This window comes from Streptomyces sp. TRM68367 (assembly GCF_014495685.1).
GTDB lineage: Bacteria > Actinomycetota > Actinomycetes > Streptomycetales > Streptomycetaceae > Streptomyces.
In genome coordinates, this window is sequence record NZ_JACTVI010000007.1 from 115,547 (window position 1) to 135,573 (window position 20,027).

Annotated in this window: 18 protein-coding genes and 3 pseudogenes; 9 read left to right on the forward strand and 12 right to left on the reverse strand. The window is 72.8% G+C overall.

Annotation, left to right across the window (positions count from 1 at the left end):
- Window positions 1-75: 75 nt before the first annotated feature.
- The 3 genes and pseudogenes from H8R17_RS07700 to H8R17_RS07705 all read left to right on the forward strand — a co-directional run.
- Window positions 76-1,356, forward strand: a pseudogene (locus tag H8R17_RS07700) (PAS domain-containing protein); the annotation flags it as partial.
- A 73-nt stretch (window positions 1,357-1,429) separates the two neighbouring features.
- The gene (locus tag H8R17_RS46495) at window positions 1,430-1,807 is read left to right on the forward strand and encodes a DUF4232 domain-containing protein (protein WP_262505089.1); all 378 of its coding nucleotides are present in this window, start codon (window positions 1,430-1,432) and stop codon (window positions 1,805-1,807) included.
- An 80-nt stretch (window positions 1,808-1,887) separates the two neighbouring features.
- Window positions 1,888-3,144 (forward strand): SLC13 family permease, encoded by a 1,257-nt coding sequence (locus H8R17_RS07705; protein WP_187822448.1) that lies wholly within the window; start codon window positions 1,888-1,890, stop codon window positions 3,142-3,144.
- A gap of 447 nt (window positions 3,145-3,591) precedes the next feature.
- On the opposite strand, the pseudogene H8R17_RS07710 reads toward H8R17_RS07705, so the two are convergent.
- A pseudogene (locus H8R17_RS07710) lies at window positions 3,592-5,271 on the reverse strand (ricin-type beta-trefoil lectin domain protein); the annotation flags it as partial.
- A gap of 632 nt (window positions 5,272-5,903) precedes the next feature.
- Window positions 5,904-6,818: a helix-turn-helix domain-containing protein gene (locus tag H8R17_RS07715; RefSeq protein ID WP_187822379.1), complete on the reverse strand. Its 915-nt coding sequence runs from the start codon at window positions 6,816-6,818 to the stop codon at window positions 5,904-5,906.
- Between the two features lie 69 nt (window positions 6,819-6,887).
- Between H8R17_RS07715 and H8R17_RS07720 the strand changes: the two genes are divergently transcribed.
- The gene (locus H8R17_RS07720) at window positions 6,888-7,706 is read left to right on the forward strand and encodes a phytanoyl-CoA dioxygenase family protein (protein WP_187822380.1); all 819 of its coding nucleotides are present in this window, start codon (window positions 6,888-6,890) and stop codon (window positions 7,704-7,706) included.
- A gap of 683 nt (window positions 7,707-8,389) precedes the next feature.
- Here H8R17_RS07720 and H8R17_RS07725 read toward each other — a convergent pair.
- A complete protein-coding gene (locus H8R17_RS07725; protein ID WP_187822381.1) occupies window positions 8,390-9,064 on the reverse strand; it encodes an FMN-dependent NADH-azoreductase in 675 nt (224 codons plus the stop codon).
- 78 nt (window positions 9,065-9,142) lie between these two features.
- Here H8R17_RS07725 and H8R17_RS07730 point away from each other — a divergent pair, with 78 nt between their 5' ends.
- Window positions 9,143-10,102, forward strand: coding sequence for a sigma-70 family RNA polymerase sigma factor (locus H8R17_RS07730; RefSeq protein ID WP_187822382.1), 960 nt, complete (start codon window positions 9,143-9,145; stop codon window positions 10,100-10,102).
- Here H8R17_RS07730 and H8R17_RS07735 read toward each other — a convergent pair.
- Window positions 10,077-10,274 (reverse strand): ferredoxin, encoded by a 198-nt coding sequence (locus H8R17_RS07735; RefSeq protein ID WP_187822383.1) that lies wholly within the window; start codon window positions 10,272-10,274, stop codon window positions 10,077-10,079. The genes H8R17_RS07730 and H8R17_RS07735 overlap by 26 nt on opposite strands.
- Window positions 10,275-10,286: 12 nt before the next feature.
- Window positions 10,287-11,519, reverse strand: a complete 1,233-nt coding sequence (locus tag H8R17_RS07740; RefSeq protein WP_187822384.1) for a cytochrome P450 — start codon at window positions 11,517-11,519, stop codon at window positions 10,287-10,289.
- Between the two features lie 343 nt (window positions 11,520-11,862).
- Here H8R17_RS07740 and H8R17_RS07745 point away from each other — a divergent pair, with 343 nt between their 5' ends.
- Window positions 11,863-12,312 carry a nitroreductase family deazaflavin-dependent oxidoreductase gene (locus H8R17_RS07745; RefSeq protein WP_187822385.1) on the forward strand — a complete coding sequence of 150 codons (450 nt, stop codon included), beginning with the start codon at window positions 11,863-11,865 and terminating at the stop codon, window positions 12,310-12,312.
- 83 nt (window positions 12,313-12,395) lie between these two features.
- On the opposite strand, the gene H8R17_RS07750 is transcribed toward H8R17_RS07745, so the two are convergent.
- Window positions 12,396-13,358 carry a cation diffusion facilitator family transporter gene (locus H8R17_RS07750; RefSeq protein ID WP_316959337.1) on the reverse strand — a complete coding sequence of 321 codons (963 nt, stop codon included), beginning with the start codon at window positions 13,356-13,358 and terminating at the stop codon, window positions 12,396-12,398.
- 119 nt (window positions 13,359-13,477) lie between these two features.
- Here H8R17_RS07750 and H8R17_RS07755 point away from each other — a divergent pair, with 119 nt between their 5' ends.
- A complete protein-coding gene (locus H8R17_RS07755) occupies window positions 13,478-14,602 on the forward strand; it encodes a glutathione S-transferase family protein (protein WP_187822387.1) in 1,125 nt (374 codons plus the stop codon).
- Between the two features lie 47 nt (window positions 14,603-14,649).
- Entirely contained in the window at window positions 14,650-14,955 is a 306-nt protein-coding gene (locus H8R17_RS07760; RefSeq protein ID WP_187822388.1) for a DUF4235 domain-containing protein, read from the forward strand.
- A 98-nt stretch (window positions 14,956-15,053) separates the two neighbouring features.
- Here H8R17_RS07760 and H8R17_RS07765 read toward each other — a convergent pair whose 3' ends face one another.
- Window positions 15,054-15,446 carry a VOC family protein gene (locus H8R17_RS07765; protein ID WP_187822389.1) on the reverse strand — a complete coding sequence of 131 codons (393 nt, stop codon included), beginning with the start codon at window positions 15,444-15,446 and terminating at the stop codon, window positions 15,054-15,056.
- Between the two features lie 307 nt (window positions 15,447-15,753).
- On the opposite strand from H8R17_RS07765, the gene H8R17_RS07770 reads away from it, so the two are divergent.
- Window positions 15,754-16,788 carry a 7-epi-alpha-eudesmol synthase gene (locus tag H8R17_RS07770; RefSeq protein WP_187822390.1) on the forward strand — a complete coding sequence of 345 codons (1,035 nt, stop codon included), beginning with the start codon at window positions 15,754-15,756 and terminating at the stop codon, window positions 16,786-16,788.
- A gap of 300 nt (window positions 16,789-17,088) precedes the next feature.
- Here H8R17_RS07770 and H8R17_RS07775 read toward each other — a convergent pair whose 3' ends face one another.
- From H8R17_RS07775 to H8R17_RS07795, 5 genes and pseudogenes are all read right to left on the reverse strand, one after another.
- Complete coding sequence (locus tag H8R17_RS07775) at window positions 17,089-18,348, reverse strand: cytochrome P450 (RefSeq protein WP_187822391.1); 1,260 nt, start codon at window positions 18,346-18,348, stop codon at window positions 17,089-17,091.
- Window positions 18,345-18,950 carry an ATP/GTP-binding protein gene (locus H8R17_RS07780; protein ID WP_187822392.1) on the reverse strand — a complete coding sequence of 202 codons (606 nt, stop codon included), beginning with the start codon at window positions 18,948-18,950 and terminating at the stop codon, window positions 18,345-18,347. Before H8R17_RS07780 ends, H8R17_RS07775 begins: the two co-directional genes overlap by 4 nt.
- Window positions 18,931-19,302 (reverse strand): DUF742 domain-containing protein, encoded by a 372-nt coding sequence (locus tag H8R17_RS07785; protein ID WP_187822393.1) that lies wholly within the window; start codon window positions 19,300-19,302, stop codon window positions 18,931-18,933. Before H8R17_RS07785 ends, H8R17_RS07780 begins: the two co-directional genes overlap by 20 nt.
- Window positions 19,299-19,718: a roadblock/LC7 domain-containing protein gene (locus tag H8R17_RS07790; RefSeq protein ID WP_187822394.1), complete on the reverse strand. Its 420-nt coding sequence runs from the start codon at window positions 19,716-19,718 to the stop codon at window positions 19,299-19,301. Before H8R17_RS07790 ends, H8R17_RS07785 begins: the two co-directional genes overlap by 4 nt.
- A 5-nt stretch (window positions 19,719-19,723) precedes the next feature.
- Window positions 19,724-20,027 (reverse strand): annotated as a pseudogene (locus H8R17_RS07795) (ATP-binding protein); the annotation flags it as partial.

Sequence of the window (20,027 nt, forward strand, 5' to 3'; positions counted from 1 at the left end):
GGTGGTCGGAAACGCACTAGGCTTGAGCAGAAATGGCCCACAGGTTCACTGTGAGTGTGCGATGGAGTGGCGACGATGAGCCCGGACGTTCCGTTCGACGATGTCGCGACGGCCCGGGCCGTCATCGGCGCCGACGGCATGCTCACCGCCTGGAACGAGGGTGCCCGCCGGCTGCTCGGCCACACGGCAGCCGAGGTGGTGGGCCGTCCCGCCGTGCACCCTCTCGCGGACGACGGCGCGGGCCCGCTCCCCGCGTCCGGCCAGGCCCGCTGGAGCGGCACGCTCTCGCTGCGGCACCGCGACGGCCACGCCGTGTCCGTGTGGGTGCTCGCCCACCGCAGACAGCCCGAGGGCGACGGCCCCGGCGACTGGCTCACCGTCACGCCGGTGAGCGGCAAGGTCCCGCAGCAGCAGGACGACCCGCTGGTCAGGGCGGCCGTGATGCAGTCCCCCTGCGCCACCCTGGTCTTCGACGAGCGGCTGCGGCTGCGCGGCGTCAACGACGCGATGGCCGCCCTGCTCGACCTGCCCGCCGAGCACATCCTGGGCCTGCGGGCCGTCGAGATCGGCGTGCACCCGCAGACCCGGGAGCTGGAGACGCACATGCGGCGGGTGCTCGCGACCGGCCGCCCGGCGGAGATGCACGCGTACGCGAAGGCCGCCGGTGAGAGCCACGCGCAGGCCTGGCTGTCCCGGATCACCCCGCTCACCGACGGCGCGGGCCGCGTGTGGGGCACCTGCGTGACCGCTCACGACCTCACCGAACAGTACCTCGCACGGGAGCGGCTCCAGCTGGTCAACCAGGCCAGCGTGCGCATCGGCAGCACCCTCGACGTCAGCCGGACGGCGCAGGAGCTGGCCGATGTGTGCGTGCCCGCGCTCGCCGACTTCGTCAGCGTCGACCTGCTCGATCCGCCGGCGAACGACGGCGGTCCCACCGGGCCGCCGGCCACACCGATCGGGCTGCGCCGGGCCGCCCACCAGTCGGTCAACCCGGGCACCCCCGAGGCGGTGGCCAAGCCGGGGCAGCTGGGGGACGTCGACGCCAGCCACGAGCTGCTGTGCGCGGCCCTGTCGGGCTCCACCGACTCGCTGGACGAGACCTGCGACCGCGTGCTGCACGCGCTGCTCCCGCCGGGCGGCGCCGCGGACGACGTGGCCCTGCTGGTGGCCCGCACCCGCGGGCTGCCCGCGTCCCAGGTGGCGACCTGGGACATCCCCGCGGACCCGGCGCTGGTCGCCCCGATCCGCAAGCAGGTCGTCGAGCAGCTCGGCGTGTGGGCGCTGACCGAGGCGTCGTTCACCGCCGAGCTGGTGGTGAGCGAGCTGGTCACCAACGCCATCCGGTACGGCTCGCACCGCCGCCCCGGCGCTCGCCGGCGGTACGGCCCGCTGTCACACCTCCGAACTGCGGGCGTCCGTCGGCCGGATGGACCCGGGTGCCGGGCAGCGCAACTTCCCGGTCGTGCTGACCAACACCTCCGGCCGCACCTGCACCGTGCACGGCTATCCGGGCGCCGCCTTCGTCGACGCATCCGGCAGGCAGCTCGGCCCGGACCCGCAGCGCTCCCCCGGCCCCTCCCCCGGCACCGTGACGCTGGCGCCGGGCGACAGCGCGTGGGCGGGGCTGTCGTACTCCAGCCCGGAGATCAGCGGCGCCCGTACGGCCACCCCGGCGGCGCTGCTGGTGACACCGCCGGACGAGCGGGACCCGCTGAGGGTGCCGTGGACGGCCGGTGAGGTGCCGGTGGGCGGCAACGCGTCCTCGGTGCGGCTGACGGTGTTCAGCGCGGGCTCTGGTCCCTGACCTGGGGCGAGTTAGCGGCCCTCTTACCCGGGGGTGCTTTCCTGTGCGGGCCTGACCTGCTCGCCTCCCGGAGGACGACCCTGAACACGCCGCTCGCCGAAGTCCTCTCCGTGGCGCTGCTGGTTGTCGTCCTGGTCTTCGCCGTTGCCCGGCCGCGCGAGCTGCCCGAGGCGGTGGTGGCGGTTCCGGCGGCCGGCGTGGCCATCGTGACCGGGGTCATCTCCCCGGAGCACGCCCGGGCGGAGATCGAACAGCTCGCGCCGGTGGTCGGATTCCTGGCCGCGGTGCTCGTGCTCGCCCACTTCTGCGACGTCGAGGGGCTGTTCACGGCGTGCGGGGCGTGGACGGCCCGGTGGGCGGCGGGGCGTCCACGGCGGCTGCTGGCCGCGGTGTTCGCGCTGGCCTCGCTGATCACGGCCGTGCTCAGCCTGGACGCCACGGTCGTGCTGGTGACGCCGGTGGTGCTCGCCACCGCCGCCCGGATGGGCGTCCGGGCCCGGCCGCACCTGTACGCCTGCGCCCATCTGTCGAACACGGCCTCGCTGCTGCTGCCGGTCTCCAACCTCACCAACCTGCTCGCGTTCGAGGCGAGCGGTCTGAGCTTCACGCGGTTCGCGGCGCTGATGGCGCTGCCCTGGCTGGTCGCGGTCGGCGCCGAATACCTGGTGTTCCGGCGCTTCTTCGCCGACGACCTGACCGCACCGGTCGCCGTGCCGGAGCCGGCCCGGGCGCCCGGGCTGCCGGTGTTCGCGCTGGTGACGGTGGGCTGCACGCTGGCCGGGTTCGTCGTGGCGTCCGCGGTCGGCGTCGCGCCCGGGTGGGTGGCCCCGGCGGGGGCGCTGGTGCTCGCCGGGCGGGCGCTGCTGCGGCGCCGGGCGCCCGCGTCGGCGGTGGTGCGGGCAGCCGCTCCCGCCTTCCTGGCGTTCGTGCTCGCGCTCGGCGTCGTCGTGCGCGCCGTGGTCGACAACGGGCTCGCCGGTGCGCTCGGCGACGCGCTGCCCGACGGGGCGGGGCCGGCCGCGCTGTCCGGGATCGCGGCTCTCGCCGCCGTCCTGTCCAACCTGATCAACAACCTGCCCGCGGTGCTGGTCCTGCTGCCGCTGACCGCCGGTTCCGGGCCCGGCGCGGTCCTCGCGGCGCTGCTCGGGGTGAACATCGGCCCCAACCTGACCTACGCCGGGTCGCTGGCGACGCTGCTGTGGCGGCGGATCGTACGCGGGCGCGGGCACCGCGTCGGCCTCGGGGAGTTCACCCGGCTCGGGCTGCTCGCCGTGCCGGCCGCGCTCGCGCCGTCGGTGCTGGCACTGTGGGTGTCGCTCCGGATCGTGGGCGGCTGACGGACCGGGTACGGGGCTGCTGCCGGACCACCCGTCGCGGGGCGCGCCGCGGCTCGGGTCAGGGGCGGTGGCCGCCGCCGGCCCCGTATCCATCGCCGCCGTATCCGGGTATCCGCCGTATCCCCCGTACCCTCCCGGTCCCCAGTAGCCGCCGGGCCGGCCGTACCGGTCGCCGTCCCCGTCCCGGGAGCAGTCGTAGCCGTAGGGGGCGCAGGGGTTGTCGCCGGAGTCCGGGGTCGGGGGCGACGGGGTCGGGGAGGGCGCCGAGGTGGTCTTCGGCTCCTTCGAGGGGGTGGGCTTGGGGGCCGAAGACTTCGGCGGGCTGTCGTTCCTCGCCTCCCAGCGGACCATCTCCATCTGGAGGTCGGGCTTGGAGGTGTCGATCTGCCAGCGCTGGAGGCCGTTGTCGGCGCGGGTCTTGAGGACCAGGTCGCCCGATCCGCGGGTCGTGGCGGGGGCCAGGGCCAGGTCCTGGTTCCAGCGCGGTACGAGGGCGCCCTGGAGGGTGAAGTCGTAGCGGACGTTCTTGGTGTCGGGCTGGTCGGTGCCGCTGCACGGGGCCAGCCGGACCGAGTAGCCGAGGTGCGAGTCCAGGCACAGGTCGGGGTTGGCCCCGCTGCGCAGCAGCCCGTCGGTCTCGTACGTCCACTGCTGTTCGGCCCCCGAGGAGCAGGTGGCGAGCTCGGCCCCCGCGCCCTTGACGGCCTTCTTGCCGGCGATGGCGACGCACAGCCCGGACCTGACGTTGTGCAGGCCGCCCCGCAGGGCACCCTTCTCCGCATCACCGGCCCCGATCCAGGAGGGGTCGCCGGAGTCGTCCGGTGATCTGCCCGCGTCCGCGCCGGGTGTTTCCGAGGGGCGGCCGCCGGCCGCCGGAGCGCCGTCGCCGGAATCGCCGGTGGACCACAGGACCAGCGGCAGGACTATCAGCCCGCTCACCGTCACGACGGCCGCGGCGAGGTTGCGGCGGCGGGCGCTGCGGCGGGCGGCCCGCAGGGCGCAGCGGCGGGAGCGGGGGCGGGGTGCGGCGGGGCCCGGCTCCATGGCGCCCGGCACGGTGGTGTCGGTCGCGGTGGTTCCGGCCGCTGCCGCGTCGGATCCCACGATCGGCGGTGTGGTGGGCTTCGGGGGCACCGGCGGGGCGGGGGCGGTGACGCCATCGGCCGCGGCCGGGTCGGCTACGGACTCGGGCGTGACCGCCGCGGCGGGGCCGGTACCGGCGGGGTCGGCGAACGCCTCGGGAGCGACCGAAGGGGCAGGACCGGCGAGCGCCTCAGGTGCAACGGCAGCGGCGGGGCCGTTGGCCGCTGGGCCGGCGAACGCCTCGGGCGCGACCGGCGCGGCGGGGCCGACCGCGGCAGCCCCGGGCGCGACCGGCGGGGCGGGGTCGGCGAAGGACTCGCCCGCGATCGGGGGGTGCGGTGCCGCCGCGCCCGGGAGGGCCTCCTCGGCGGCGGCCTGGACATGCGCCGCCTCCTGCGCGGCGGCATCGGCGACGCCCAGCCCGCTGTCCACGTAGTCCCGCGCGCCCCAGCCGAGCACCGCCTCGGCCAGCGCGGTGCCGAGTCCGGTGTTGAACGCTTCGAGCTGCCCGGCGGTGTACCGGCAGTGCCCGCACCGATCCAGGTGCTCGCGCAGATCGGGGTCGAGGTCGACGGCGCCGCGGCGGTAGGTCACGTCCAGCAGGCGCTCGTACTGCCGGCACTCCTGCTCGGGGGCGACTTCGCGGTGCAGCTGCAGGCACTCCTCGCACAGCCGTTCGCGGGCCCGGCGCAGCTCGGTGCGCACGGCCTCCTCGTCCAGGCCGAGCAGCGCGGCGGGGGCGTCGAAGGGCTCGCCCTCGACCTCGCTGTGCCACAGCACGCAGCGCGCGGCCTGGGGCAGCCGCTGGAAAGCCTTGGACAACAGGTACCGGTCCGGCGGGGGGAGCAGTCGGGCGGCCAGGTGCTCCGCGCTGTCCGGCGCACCGCTCAGCTCGGGGTGGAGCAGTTCCCGCCGGTGGTCGGCGCCCCACTCGGCCGCGATCCGGCGCACGGTCACGAGGAGGTGGGGCCGCCACGCGGCGCTCGGCCCGTTCTGCCGCAGGGTCTCGCCGAACAGCCGGGTGAATGCGGCGGTGGTGAGCATTCCGGCAGAACGCGGACCGTCGGTGCACAGCCGTGCATAAGCGAAGGCCGCTTCCCAGTGCCGGTCGAGCAGTTCGCCGACGGGCTGAAGCGCGGGCGTCGCCCCCGTCCACTTCCTGAGCTCGGCGCTCAGTTGCTCGTCCGTGGCGTCGAATCGCGGGACGGAAGCGGGGGAATTCGACAGGCCTGCGTCTTTCACTACTGCATTCCTCTCAAGGACCTGCGGGAATTAGTCCACACCAAGGGGTATGCGCCCTCAGCCGGCGATGCGGCGGGATTGGTCCGCACTGGATTCGGCTCTCACGAACGCCCGCCCAGGGCAGCTCTTTTGGAGCGTGGGGACGGTGACGCATACCTTTGCACAGTGCGGCAAGAGGGAACAAGAGAGGTCCCCGTTTTGCGCTTTGCGTACGCCGCCACAGATTTTTTGACAAAGAGTCAACAGCGCCCGTGCGCCGCTTTAACACATTGCCGCACTATCGGCCGAAGAATCGCCGGAAGGATTCATCACACCCAGCTTCGGCACCCGGAAAACCATTGACGGGCGGCGAGTACAGCAGCTCACGCCGGGAATCCGTCCACGGCTTCACCGAATCCGCGGCTGTCGCACAACCAATGACGGATGGCCGGAATTTATCCCTCCGCTCCGCCGTGACCCGCACGGTATGCGCCGGGCGGCATCCCGTAGCGCTCGCGGAAGATCCGGTTGAAGTGGAAGGGGCTGGCGAAGCCCGATGCCGCCGCGACGCGTTCCACGGGCAGACCCGTGCCCTCCAGCAGCCGGGCGGCGTGCCGTAGCCGCGCCTCGCTCAGCGCCCGCATCGGCGACTGGCCGGACTGCTGGGTGAACAGGTGGGCGAACCGGGACGGCGACAGCGCGACCTCGGCGGCGAGCGAGCGGACGGTGTGCGGGGCAGCCGGGTCGGCGGCGATCAGCTCCTGGGCCCGGCGCACCCGGGCGTCCAGCCCCGGCTCGGGCGCCCGGGTCCGCGCGGTGGCCGTGGTGAGCAGGACGACCTCCTCCAGCGCGCACAGGGCCAGTTCGCGCGCGGCGCTGCCGTGGGCGAGGACGATCCGCCCCTCCTCGGGCGCGGCCGTGGGCGGCGCCCCGGTACCGGTCCAGCGGGCGTCGGCAAGCAGCCTGCGGAACGCCGACTCGACCCGCTCGTGCACGGCTGCCGGCGTCGGGCTGACGACGTACAGGCCGTCGCCGGCGGCGTACGGGCGCAGCCAGGACGCCCAGGCAGGCCGGGCCTGGCAGTGCGCCCACCAGAACCGCCAGTGCCGGGCGCCTGGCTCGACCGCGTAACCGTGCGCCGCGCCCGGCGCGAGCACCACCAGGTCCCCGGCGCCCGCCCGCGCCCCCGTCCCGCCCTGCCGCAGCCGCCCGGCACCGCCCGTCGTCCAGGTGAACAGCCAGCTGTCGGCGCCGCGCGGACGGTGGACGGCGTACTCCGGCGTCTGGTCGAAGCGGCCGACGACGACCAGGCCGGCCGGCGGGGCCGGATCGCCGGGCGCAGCAGTGTCGGGCAATCCGTCAGCACGCATGGGCATCCTCCTGGATCGCTCGGCGACCTAGCGTGTCGAGGGTAGGGACACCGACCTGGGAGTGCACGCATGACAGTCACGGGCACGGGCGCCGCCGGCGCTCCCCTCCTGAGCGAGGCCGGCCTTCAGCGGTTTCAGGAGTACGGCTTCACCGTCGTACGGGGATTGTTCGCATCCGACGAGATCGACCGGCTGTGCGCCGAGTTCGCGGCGCTGCACGCGGCCGGTCCGGTGCCCGGGCACTTCGAGCCCCGGCCGGGCACCGATCCGCTGCACGTGTGGCCGCGGGTGATGCAGCCGCACGAGATCAACGACGTCGCACGGCGTGTGCTGCTGGACGCGCGGCTGCGCACGGTGCTCGAGGCGCTGCTCGGGGAGGAGGTGCTGGCCGCGCAGAGCATGTTCTACTTCAAGCCGCCGGGGGCCCGGGGGCAGGCGCTGCACCAGGACAACTTCTATCTGCGGGTGGAGCCGGGCACGTGCGTCGCGGCGTGGCTCGCGTGCGATGCCATCGACCGGGACAACGGCGGGCTCGAGGTGGTGCCGGGTACGCACCGGATGGATCTGTTCTGCCCCGAACTGGCCGACGCGGAGGTGTCGTTCGCCCGCGAGTACGTGCCGCCGCCGCCCGGTCTGTCCGCCGTGCCCGTGAACATGTCGCCGGGCGACGTGCTCTTCTTCAACGGCAGCCTGGTGCACGGGTCGCAGCCCAACCGCACGGCCGATCGGTTCCGGCGGTCGTTCATCGGTCACTATGTCGGGCGTTCGGCCGAGCGTATCGGGCACTACTACCGCACGGTGACGATGAGCGGTGAGCGGGTGCCGTTGCCGGAGAGCGAGGGTGCGGGACCGTGCGGAACGGAGTTCGCGCCGGAGGGACCGCACTAGGGGGTTCGGCCGGTGGGCACGGTCGCGGTCGGTCGAGGCTGGTCGCGCCCACGCGGCGGAGCGGCACACTGCCGCACGGCGGGAAGGGGCTCGGGTCGCCGGGGCGGCGCCATTCGGTCACGGGGAACCCCAAGGGACGCCCGTGGACGCCAGGTCGCGCCCCGGAGGGGGCGCGATCAGTAGGGCAGTCAGTAGGGCAGGGAGTAGCGCGGCACGCGGGCGCGGGCCTTGTCGGCGCTCAGGCCGAGACCCCTGCCGATGGACTCCCAGGGCAGGGCGTCGGCGCGGGCCGCGTAGGCGGCCTCCCGGCTGACGGTGTCGGTGATGCGTTCCAGCGACGCTGCCGATGTCCAGGTACACCGGCCGGGGCTCGGCGCCGTCGGCGAGGACCGCGCCCACGATGCCCTGGTGGCACTCCCCGAACTCCTCGGTCCGCCATGCCATGTCTGCCTCCCTGCGCCTGGACGGTCACGGCACGCGCCCCGGCGGCCACGCCCGGGCGGCCGGCGGAGCGCACCTGTGTGGGCCCGCACACGGCCCTGTTCCGAGACTGCCGCAGCGCGGCCCGCCGTGCCGGGCAATTCGACCGACAGGCCGGATTGTTGCGTCTTGGACCCGGCCTGTCCCTGTCTCCGGAGGGAGGCGGCATGTGCGAAGGCCACGTGTCCGCAAGCCCCGTGGGATCAGACCGAGGCCAGCTCCGTCACCGCCGCGCGTGCCGCGGCGAGCGAGTCCGCGGCCAGGTGCTCCAGGCCGGCCAGCTGGGGCAGGACGTCGACGCGGGTGAGTTCGGCGGCCACCAGGTGGAGGTTCCCCGGTGCCACGCCCAGGGCGCCGAAGTAGGTCCGGAGGTACGGCGCCTGGAAGTCGCAGTGGGCGCGTGGGGTGCCGGGGCCGTAGCCGCCGCCCCGGGCCATGACCACGACGACGCGGGTGTCGCGCAGCAGCTTCTCGCCGGTGTCGGGGTCGGTGAACGCGCCGGGGAACGTCACACGGTCGATCCACGCCTTCAGGCTCGCCGGCACCGAGAAGTTGTACATCGGCACGCCGAGCAGCACCGTGTCCGCCGCCCGCAGTTCGTCGATCAGCGGGAGCGTCAGCGCCCACTCCCGTTCCTCGGGGGCGTTCGTGATCAGGGCGGGCACCTTGTCCGGCGGGACGAAGCCCTCGCGCTCCACGCGGCGGCCGAGGACCGGGTACGCCGGAGTCAGCGGCGGCACCGGATCGGCGGCCAGGTCCCGGTACCGGCGCTCCCCCGCCGGATGCCTCTCGCGCCAGGCCGTGGTGAACAGGCCGGTCAGGCTCCGGCTGACGGAGTCGGCGGTCGCGTCGGCGCTGGAGTCGATGTGCAGCAGCATCGGATGGTCACCTCTGTCTCGTCGGATACGTCATAGGGGTGCGACGGGGTGACGGAGCACACGGGAGAAAGGTGACCGATGGACGGGCGGGACGAGCTGGCGCGGCGGTTCGAGGAGCGGCGCGGCCGGCTGTGGGCGGTCGCGTACCGGATGCTGGGCTCGGCGGGCGAGGCCGAGGACGCCGTGCAGGAGGCCTGGCTGCGGCTGGACCGCGCGGGCGGCGAGAACGGCAAGAACGGCGAGAACGGCGAGAACGGCGAGAACGGCGAGAACGGCGAGACCATCGTCAATCTGGGGGCCTGGCTGACGACCGTGGTCTCGCGGGTCTGCCTGGACATGCTGCGCTCCCGCGCGGCGCGGCGCGAGGAGCCGTACGGGCAGGCACCGCCGGAGGCGGGAGCCGGGGAGGCCGGGCCGGAGGACGACGCCGTGCTCGCCGAGTCGGTGGGCCTCGCGCTGCTGGTCGTGCTGGACTCGCTGACTCCTGCGGAACGGGTCGCGTTCGTGCTGCACGACCTGTTCGGGGTGCCCTTCGACCGGGTCGCGCCGGTCGTGGAGCGCTCGGTGCCGGCCGCGAAGCAGCTGGCCAGCCGGGCCCGCCGGAAGGTGCGGGGCACGCCGGCCGTGCCGGGGGCCGAGCTGGAGCGGCACCGGCGGGTCGTCGAGGCGTTCCTGACCGCCGCGCGGGGCGGCGACCTCGGCGCGCTGCTGACCCTGCTGGCCCCCGACGTGGTACGCCGGGCCGACCCAGGCGCCCTGCCGCCCGGAACGCCGGCCGAGCTGCGCGGGGCGCGCGCGGTGGCGGAGGGCACCGTGCTGTTCCGGCACCGGACCCGGCACGCGGCGCCGGCGCTGGTCGACGGCGGCGTCGGGCTCGTGGTCGCGCCGCGGGGGCGGCTGCTGTACGTCCTGAAGGTCACCGTCGAGGGCGAGCGGGTCACCTCCTACGACGTGATCGCCGACCCGGAGCGGCTGCGCGGGCTGCGCCTGGCCGTGCTTGGCCTGCCCGGCGTCAACTCGCCGTCTCCGACACAGTGATGGCGCCGACCGGGCAGGCGCGAGCGGCCTCCCGCACCAGCGGATGGTCGCCGTCCTCATGGCCGGGCAGCAGCGTGCTGTATCCGTCGTCGTCCTGGGTGAAGACGTCCGGGGCGGTCAGGGCGCACTGCCCGGCGCCGATGCAGATGTCCTTGTCGATGTCGATGTGCATAGGTGCAGCCTCTTACCAGGCCACGGGGAGTTCCAGCATCCCCTGGATCGTGTCGCCGGGCTTGAACGGGATCTCGTCGGCCGGTGCGGCCAGGCGCAGCCCGGGCAGCCGGGCGAAGAGGGTGCGCAGGGCGATCTCCAGTTCGGCGCGGGCGAGGTTCTGGCCGAGGCACTGGTGGATGCCGAAGCCGAAGGCGACGTGGTGGCGGGCCGGGCGGTGCCAGTCGAGGCTGTCCGGATCGGGGTAGACGGTCTCGTCGCGGTTGATGACGGAGGTCGAGAAGATCACTCCGTCGCCCGCCCGGATCGTCGTCCCGGCGATCTCGATGTCCTCTACGGCCATGCGCAGCATGCCGTCAGCGATCGACAGCAGGCGCATCAGCTCCTCGATAGCGGCGGGCAGCAGGTCCGGGGCGGAGCGCAGTTCGGCGAGCCGCTCGGGGTGCTGGAGCAGGGTGTAGGTGCCGAGCGAGATCATGTTGGCGGTCGTCTCGTGCCCGGCGACCAGCAGGATGATAGCCAGGTTGATGAGGTACTCGCGGTCCACCTCCCCGGAGCGCAGCTGGAGGTGGACGAGGTCGTCCAGCAGGCCGGTGCCGCGGTCCTTCTCCTTACGGCCGATCAGGTCGTCGATGTAGGCCTCGAGGCGGTCGCGGGCGTCCTGTACGTCGTAGGCCGCCGGGCCGCGCAGCAGCCGCCGGGACTGTTCCTCGAAGAAGTCGTGGTCGTCGTACGGCACGCCGAGCAGGACGCATATCACCGTGGACGGCACAGGCAGCGCGAACGCGGTCACCAGGTCAGCGGGCGGCCCCTGCGCGATCATCGCGTCGAGCCGCTCGTCGACGATCTGCTGGATCCGCGGGCGCAGTGCGGCGGCCCGTCTGAGGGTGAAGTCGGCGGCCACCATACGGCGTTGGGTGCGGTGCTCGGGGTCGTCGACGCCCAGCAGTGCGGCGCGCCGGTCGCGGATCTGGGCGAAGCGCTCGGTGGGCGCGGGGAAGTCGGGGTGGGTGCGGTCGGAGGTCAGGCGCTGGTCGGCCAGCAGTGCGCGGGCCACGCCGTGACCGGTGACGAACCAGGCTTCGCGGCCGTCGAAGAGGGTGACCCGGGCCAGCGGGCGGGCGGCGCGCAGCGGGTCGTAGGCGGCGGGTGGGTGGTAGGGACAGGTCCGGTTCTGGGGGAAGGCGACGGGTTCCGTCCCGTCCTTCATCCCCGTGAAGTCCATCGAGCCCGTCAAGTCCGTCATGGAAGACCTCGCAGACGAAGTGTGCCTCGTACCGATCTTCATTAGATGCCCCGTGCATCTAAGGGACGACGCGAAGTTCGGCCAGATCGCCCGCCCGCGCAAATCTGGCCGAGGAACGCCGCGCCTCGTTCGAACACCGGGACGGCTGTCGCCGCCGGAGCGCACACCGCCGTGCACGTTTCGGAAACCGGCCACAGGGACGGTGCGAGAACCTCCGGATCCAGCCACGCGGGCCTGTCGCCGGTGGGGGTTTCGCGGGCTCCCGGTGGGGATGAACGCCGCGCTTACCGGTGTTGATGGACGGTGTCAGTCAGGTGTACGACATGACGAGAGGAACGCGAGCATGCCTCTTGAGGGTGAGTACGAGCCCAGCCCCACGCAGTGGGTGCGGGAGCAGGTCGAGGCGTACGAGAGGTCCGGCGGGACCGAGGGGACCACGCTGCGGGACACGGATATGCCCGTCGTCCTGATGACCAACCGGGGCGCGAAGAGCGGCAAACTGCGCAAGACGCCGGTGATGCGGGTCGAGCACGAGGGGCGCTACGCAGCGGTGGCGTCGCTGGGCGGCGCGCCCCGGCACCCGGTGTGGTACCACAACCTCAAGGCCCATCCCCTCGTGGAGCTTCAGGACGGCACGGTGAAGCGGGAGATGACGGCCCGTGAGGTCACCGGTGCGGAGAAGGCCGAGTGGTGGGAGCGTGCCGTGGCGGCCTACCCGCCGTACGCCGACTACCAGCGCAAGACGGAGCGGGAGATACCGGTCCTCGTGCTGGAGCCGGCCGACGAGGGCTGAGGTCGTTCGTCGAACATCGTCGAATGTCTTCGATTTTTTCGGCTCAGGGACGCATGAACCGGCGTGGGCCGGGCACCTGAGCTTCAGGCCCCGCCGCGTTCCCCCGTCGCGGCGGGGCTTTCTCGTGCCTCCTGCGCGGATCGCTCGGTCACGTCGAGGAAGATCTGGCCGGCCTCGGGGACGGCGCGGGCGATGTGCCGTTTGATGCGGACGGCGACCTCCTCGACCCGTTCACTGTCCAGGCCGGGCGCCAGGTCGACGCGGGCAGCCACCAGCGCGGAGTCGAGGCCGGTCTTCATGGTGAACAGCGCCTCCACGCTGTCGATCTCCGGCTGTGCCCGCAGCAGGGACCGGATCCGGTCCCGGGCCTCCGGGTCCGCGGCCTCGCCGATCAACTGGTCGCGGGCTTCGCGGCCGAGCCGGTAGGCGACGTACACGAGCAGCGCGCCGATCGCGAACGACGCGGCGGCCTCGTAACCGATCTGCCCGGTGGCCATGTGCAGGGCCATACCGGTGATGGCCAGACTTACGCCGAGCACCGCCGTGCCGTCCTCGGCGACGACGGTGCGCAGGGCGGGATCGCGCAGCCCCCCGCCGTCGGTGCCACCCTGTCGGCGCACCTGGTACAGGGCGCGCAGCAGCGAGATCCCCTCGGTGAAGAGGGCGACACCGAGCACGATGAGGCCGGCGACGTATCCGCTCAGCGTCTCACCGGAGCCGCCGCGCAGTGCATCGATGCCCTGGAAGAAGGAGAAGCAGCCGCCCATGACGAAGATGCCGACGGCCGCGAGCAGCGACCAGAAGAACCGCTCCTTGCCGTAGCCGAAGGGGTGACGCCGGTCGGCGGGCCGGCGGCTGCGGCGCAGCGCGGCGAGCAGGAAGACGTCGTTGAAGCTGTCGGCCACGGAGTGCGCCGCCTCCGACAGCAGGGCGGGCGAGCCAGCGACCAGACCCCCGACCGCCTTGGCCGTGGCGATCAGGAGGTTGGCCGCGAGGGCCACCAGCACGGTGACGCGTGTCCTCCGGTCCTGTCGTGTACCGCTCACCTTCGACGACTGCCCCGGCTCGCCCGCCTCACACCGGGCCGTGCCGTCGGCGTGAAACGGGGAACGCGTTCACCAGGGCACGTATCGCAGCGACGACGCCGCGCCGAGGAGGGTTCGCCATGGTTGCCACGAGCCGCGCCGACGACAACGCCGGGGATGCCAGAAACGCCGGAGACGCCGGAGACGCCGGAGACGCCGGAGACGCCGGAGACGCCGGAGACGCCGGAGACGCCGGAGACGCCGGAAACAAGTCCTACGGGCGCCGCGCGTTCAGGCGGTCCAAGGCCCACTTCACGGACCGGATCACCGCGGACGGACAGGGCGGCTGGCCGGTGGAGCCGGGCCGTTACCGTCTGGTGGCCAGCCGTGCCTGTCCGTGGGCCAGCCGCGCGGTGATCTCCCGGCGGCTGCTCGGCCTGGAGGACGCGCTGTCCCTGGCGATCACCGACCCGATCCAGGACGACCGCAGCTGGCGCTTCACCCTGGACCCGGGCGGCCGCGACCCGGTCCTCGGCATCCGCTTCCTCAGCGAGGCCTACGACCGGCAGGAGACCGGCTACCCGGGCGGGGTCAGCGTGCCCGCGATCGTGGAGGTACCCAGCCGGAAGCTGGTCACCAACGACTACGAACGGATCACCCTGGACCTCGCCACGGAATGGACCGCCCTGCACCGGGAGGGTGCACCGGACCTGTACCCGCGGGCGCTGCGCGACGAGATCGACCAGGTGATGGCGGACGTCTACGAGGACGTGAACAACGGTGTGTACCGGGCGGGCTTCGCCACCGACCAGGAGGAGTACGAGGGCGCGTGCGCGGCGCTGTTCCGGCGCCTGGAACTGCTGGGCCGGCGGCTGGAGGGGCAGCGGTACCTGGTCGGCGACACGATCACCGAGGCGGACATCCGGCTGTTCACCACGCTGGTCCGGTTCGACGCCGTCTATCACGGCCACTTCAAGTGCAACCGCTGGAAGCTGGCGGAGCACGAGGTGCTGTGGGCGTACGCCCGCGACCTCTACCAGACGCCCGGTTTCGGCGACACCGTCGACTTCGACCACATCAAGCGGCACTACTACCAGGTGCACACGGGCATCAATCCGACCCGGATCGTGCCGCTGGGCCCGGACTTGTCCGGGTGGCTCGCGCCGCACGACCGTCAGGCGCTGGGCGGCCGGCCGTTCGGCGACGGCACCCCGCCGGGGCCCGTCCGCGCCGACGAGAAGGTTCCCGAACGGGGGCGTCCCTGACCGCTGTTGACGAAACCCCTGTCGTACCGAGACCGAAGGAGGCCGCCGTGGCCAAGAAGAGCAAGAAGAAGAAGCTCCCCCTCGCCTACCAGCCGTTCGGATTCGTGCTGGGCTGGGTGGGCGGATCGCTGGCGGGGCTCGCCTTCAAGAAGACGTGGATGGCGCTGCGGCACGAGGAGGACGCGCCCGATGCACTGGACCGGGACCGCGGCTGGGGTGAGATCCTGCTGGCCGCGGCCGTCCAGGGGGCGATCTTCGCCGTGGTGCGCAGCGCCGTGGACCGTACGGGCGCGAAGGCCATCGAGCGTACGACGGGGACCTGGCCGTCTCCCGAGAAGAGCGGCCGGAGCTGACCGAGGGTCAGCGCTGCTCGGACGGCGGCTCGGCCCTGCCCGGACGCCGGGGTCGGCCCCGCTCGGGCGCCGGGGACCCTGCTCGGACGCCAGGCAGGTCAGTCCTGCTTGGGCGCCCCGGGCAGGACGCGGCGCAGGACGAAGGAGTGGCCCGCCGGGTCGGCGTAGCCGCGCTCCTCCAGCGGGCCCGGTGCGTGCCTGGCCTGCGTCGGGCGGCCGCCGAGATCGACGACCCGGCGTTCTGCCTCGTCCAGGTCGTCCACCTGGAACTCCAGGTGCGCCTGGAGGGAGTTCTCGGGGCGCGGCCAGCTGGGCGGGGTCACGTTCACGTCGCGACGGAGTGCCAGCCGGGTCCCGTCGACACCCCTGAGCTCGATCCGGTTGGCACTCTCGTCGGTCGTCTCCGCCTCCAGCAGGCCCTGGTAGAACGCTGCGAGCTGCTCGGGATCGGCGCAGTCGAGCACCACGACGCCCGCTTTCACCACTGCCATGTCTCCTCCGCAAGGGTTCGGGGGACGGGGCGTCCGCCGCCCTCCCTTGCGGTTATCCCGGAGCCGCCGATCCAGTCGTCGCGGGCATGATGCGGAACGGACGAGTCTACGCAGCTCACGAGGCTCGGTCAGTAACCAGCATCACGGTCCGGTCACGCGTAGATCATTTACGCCCTGGGCAGTCTCGTACCGCTTCTCGATTCAACTTGCGTCTCACGAAGACGAGTTCGAGTGCGTGGGCGGCCACGGCGACCGCCCGCTCGCAGGGCCGGGGGGACTCTGCGTTCCGTCTCCCGAAAGGAAGCGCATGCCTCAGGACGTCCGGTTCGACCTGCCCTTCGACACACCCGTCAGCGAGCATCTGGAGTACGCCCGGGCCCGGCATCTGCGCTGGGTGTGGGACATGGGACTGGTACGCAGCAAGGCCGGGTTCGACGAGTACACCTCCTGGGATCTGCCGCAGGCCGCCGCCCGTACCTACCCGTACGCCTCGGCGGACGACATGACCGTCCTGATGAACTGGTTCTCCCTCGCCTTCCTCTTCGACGACCAGTTCGACGCCAGTCAGCCGGACGACCGTGCGGACCGGATAGCGGAGGTCGCGCGGGAGCTCATCGTCACGCCGCTGCGTCCGGCGGGCAGCCGGCCGCGTGTGGTCTGCCCGATCACCATCGCCTGGGCGGAGGTGTGGGAGCACCTCTCCGATGGCATGTCCTTGACGTGGCAGACGCGGTTTGCGGCGTCCTGGGGCCGGTTCCTGGTGGCGCACTGCGAGGAGGTCGACCTGGCGGCCCGGGGCCTGGCCGGGACGCTGGCGCTGGACGAGTACGCCGCGTTCCGGCGCCGTACGGTCGGCATCCACCACAGCATCGACGCCGGTGAGCGCAGCCGCCACTTCGAGGTGCCGGCGCAGGCGATGGGGCATCCGCTGATGGCGCGGATGCGGGATCTGGCCGCCGACACCATCGGGTTCATGAACGACATCCACTCCTTCGAGCGCGAGCGGCGCCGCGGGGACGGCCACAACCTGATCGCCGTACTGCACCGGGAGCGGGGCTGCTCCTGGCAGGAGGCGGCCGACGAGGCGTACCGGATGACGACCGACTGCCTCGACGAGTACGTGCAGCTCCAGTCCGAGATACCCAAGATGTGCGACGAACTCGGCCTGGACGAGGAGCAGCGGGTCCAGGTGCAGCAGGGTGTGGAGGCCATCCAGCACTGGATCAACGGCAACTACGAGTGGGCCCTGACCACCGGCCGCTACGCGGCGGCGAAGGAGGGACCGGTGGCCACGGCCGAACTGGCCGGCCGGGGCTCGGTGGACGACCTGCTGGCCGTGTGACGCGACGGCCGGTGCCGGGCCGCGGGTTTCCGGCCGCCGGAGTCCGGCCTCGCGTGACACGGCCACGTCGACCGGCCCTGCGCACGCACCGCCGCCGCTGCCGGCCCTCTGTGGCACAGCGGCCGCCGCCCGGCTCGGCTGTCTTGGGTCCTGCCGTCGGGCTCCCGCATGCCGAGGTTGGGCGGCGGCTCGCCAACAGCCGGTCGGCTGTCCGCGGCTGACGTCCGAAGCGCGGTGACGACGCCCGTCGACCAACGGTCGGCCATCGGCGCGCCCCCCAGCCGTCACCGGTCGGTGGTGTCAGACGGGGAACTCCACCGGCAGGCTGTCCAGTCGGGACTCCCACGTGGAGGCCGTGGAGGTGAGTTCCTCCGGTGGGACCGCCAGGCGGAGGCCCGGGAGGCGGTGGAGGAGGACATCGACGGCGATCTCGATGATGGCCTGGCCGATGTTCTGGCCGGGGCACTCGTGCGGGCCGGCGCTGAAAGCCAGGTGCGACTGGTTGCCCTGGACGGAGACGCCCTGATCGGGCCGGATCTCCGGGTCGACGTTGCCCGGGGCGAGCCCGAGGACCAGCAGGTCGCCCTCCTGGATCTGGTGCCCGCCCAGCTCCAGGTCCGCGGCGGCGAACCGCGCCGGCATCACGGCCAGCGGCGGGCTGTCCCACATGATCTCCTCCACCACCGCCGAGATGTTCAGCTGCCCGCTGATCAGCCCCGACAGCCGGGCGGTGTCGGTCAGGATCAGCTGCAGCACCCGGGCCAGCAGGTTGCTGGTCGTGACGTGCGCGGCGACCAGCACCAGGCGCAGATGGCTGACCACCTCGTCCGCGTCGAGCCCGGCGTCGTGCTCCAGCAAAGCGGTGGTGAAGTCGGCTCCGGGCTCCGCCCGCTTGCGGTCGGCGAGTTCGCCGAGGATCCGCCGGATGCGCTCGTCGTGGACGAGGGCCTCCTCGCCGCCCTGGAGGACGTGCGCACAGGACTCGACCAGATCGCGCCCCTCCCCCACGGGCAGCCCCAGGATGCGGGTGAGCACGAGCATCGGCAGGTACTCGGCGTAGTCCGCCACCAGGTCCGCGCGCCCGGCGCCCGCGAAGGCGTCGATCTGCCTGTTCGCGAAGTGCGTGGCGTGCCGCCGGATACCGCGTCCGGCGGCCGCCTGCAGCCCGTCGGTGACGGCACCGCGCAGCCTGCGGTGCGGCTCGCCGTCCTGGGACACGCAGTCCGGGCGCCACGCGACCATCGGGATCAGCGGCGAGGTGTCCGCGACGCGGCCCTCCCGCCAGTCCCGCCAGATCCGCGCGTCCCGGCTGAACTGCCGGGGGTTGTCCAGCACCCGCCGGTTGTCCCGGTAGCCGAGGACCAGCCAGGCCGGCACGTCGCCCTCCAGCAGCACCGGCGCGACGGTGCCGTGCTCCTTGCGCAGCCGCTCGTAGGTGGCTCCCGGGTCGGTCGCCGCCTCCGGCCCGTACAGCCGGGCGAAGTCGGCCCCGTGGTGGGCGACGGGACAGCCCCGTGGGGCGTCGGAATCGGGGGCGTGCTGGTCGTGCTGGTCGTTCACAGGGACTCCAGAGCGACGGCCGAGCGTTCCTTCAGGTGCTGGATGAGGGTGATGAGCACGTCACGGCTGGCAGCCCGGTCGCGGGCGTCGAAGGCCACGACCGGGGTGTGCGGGGAGATGTCCAGGGCGTCGCGGATCTCGTCGACGGGGTAGTCCTGGGAGTCCGGGAAGACGTTCAGGGCGATGACGAAGGGCACGTTCTGCCGTTCCATCTCCTCGATCGCCCGGAAGCTGGAGGCCAGGCGTCTGGTGTCCACCAGCACGATCGCGCCGAGCGCCCCCTTGAACAGCCCGTTCCACAGGAACCAGAACCGCTCCTGGCCGGGTGTGCCGAACAGGTACAGCACCAGGCTGTCGTTGATGCCGATCTTGCCGAAGTCCAGGCTGACGGTGGTCTGCGTCTTGTCGGCGACGCCGATGAGGTGGTCGACGTCGGCGCTGGCCTGGGTGAGGGTCTCCTCGGTGGTGAGCGGCTTGATGTCGCTGACCGACCGGACCATGGTGGTCTTCCCGGTGCCGAAGCCGCCGGCGATCATCACTTTCACCGAGCGGGTCTTCCCGTCGCCCGGCCGCCAGGGTTGGTCAAAGCCTTTCAAGTCCACTGAGTACCTCCTCAAGGAGCGCGAGGTCGGGCCCGCGGGCGGCGTCATGTGCCGGGATCGGGTCGCGGGCCTCGACTCGGCCCGCGTCCAGCAGGTCCGACAGCAGTACCGCGAGAATGTTGAACGGTAATCCGAGGTGGGCGCCGAGCTCGGCCGCCGACAGCGGATCGCGGCAGCGCCGGAGGATCTCCTCGTGCTCGTGCTGCATTCCCGGTAACGGGGCGGCGCGGGCGACGACGAGGGTCGCCACGTCGAGGCTCGACGCCGAACCGCCCGGTCCGCTGCGCCCCCCGGTGAGGACGTAGTAGCGCTCAAGACCGGACGGGTCCATCGGCCTGCGGGGAGCACTCATCCAGAGTGCTCCTCCAGGCGCGCAGTGGTACCGAGGAGTTCACCCATCCTGCGGGCCAGGTCCCTCATCTGGTGTCCGAGCAGGCCCTGGTCGAGGCCCTCACGGGCGAGCACACCGAGATACGTCTCCATACCGGCTCGGACGACGAACAGGTGACCGCCGTCGACCTCGATCATCGCCAGGCGCAGCTGTCCCAGCTGTCCGCCGTACCGGGCGAACTGCTCGGCGACCGGCTGGGCCAGGGCCTGCAGGCCGGCCACCACGGCCGCGAAGCGGTCGACGTCGTCGGGGTCGTCGGCGCCGTAGGAGGTGATGGCCTTGCCGTCGCTGGAGGCCACCAGGGCGAAGCGGATCTCCTGGATGCTCTCGACGAGATCCCGGAGCGCCCAGCTCACGTCTGTTCCTTGTTGCGTCATCTGGACTAGTCGCTCTCTTCGGTGCGTTGCTCGGGGGACTCGGATCCGGCGGGCGTGGCACGGTCGTCGGCCCTGCCGTCCTCACCGGCGCCGCGTCCGGCGGTGGCGAAGGCGGCGAGGCCCGCGAAGGACGCGTCCGGCGGGACGTCGGCGACAGGGCCGCGCTCGCCGCGCTCGGCGGACTGCGGCCGGGCCGCCTCACTCCGTCTGCTGCGGCGCCGGGGCAGTCCGCCCGGGGTGGTGTCCACGGCGTCGGCAGCGTCGGCGTCGGCGTCGGCGTCGGCGTCGGCGTCGGCGTCGGCGTCGGCG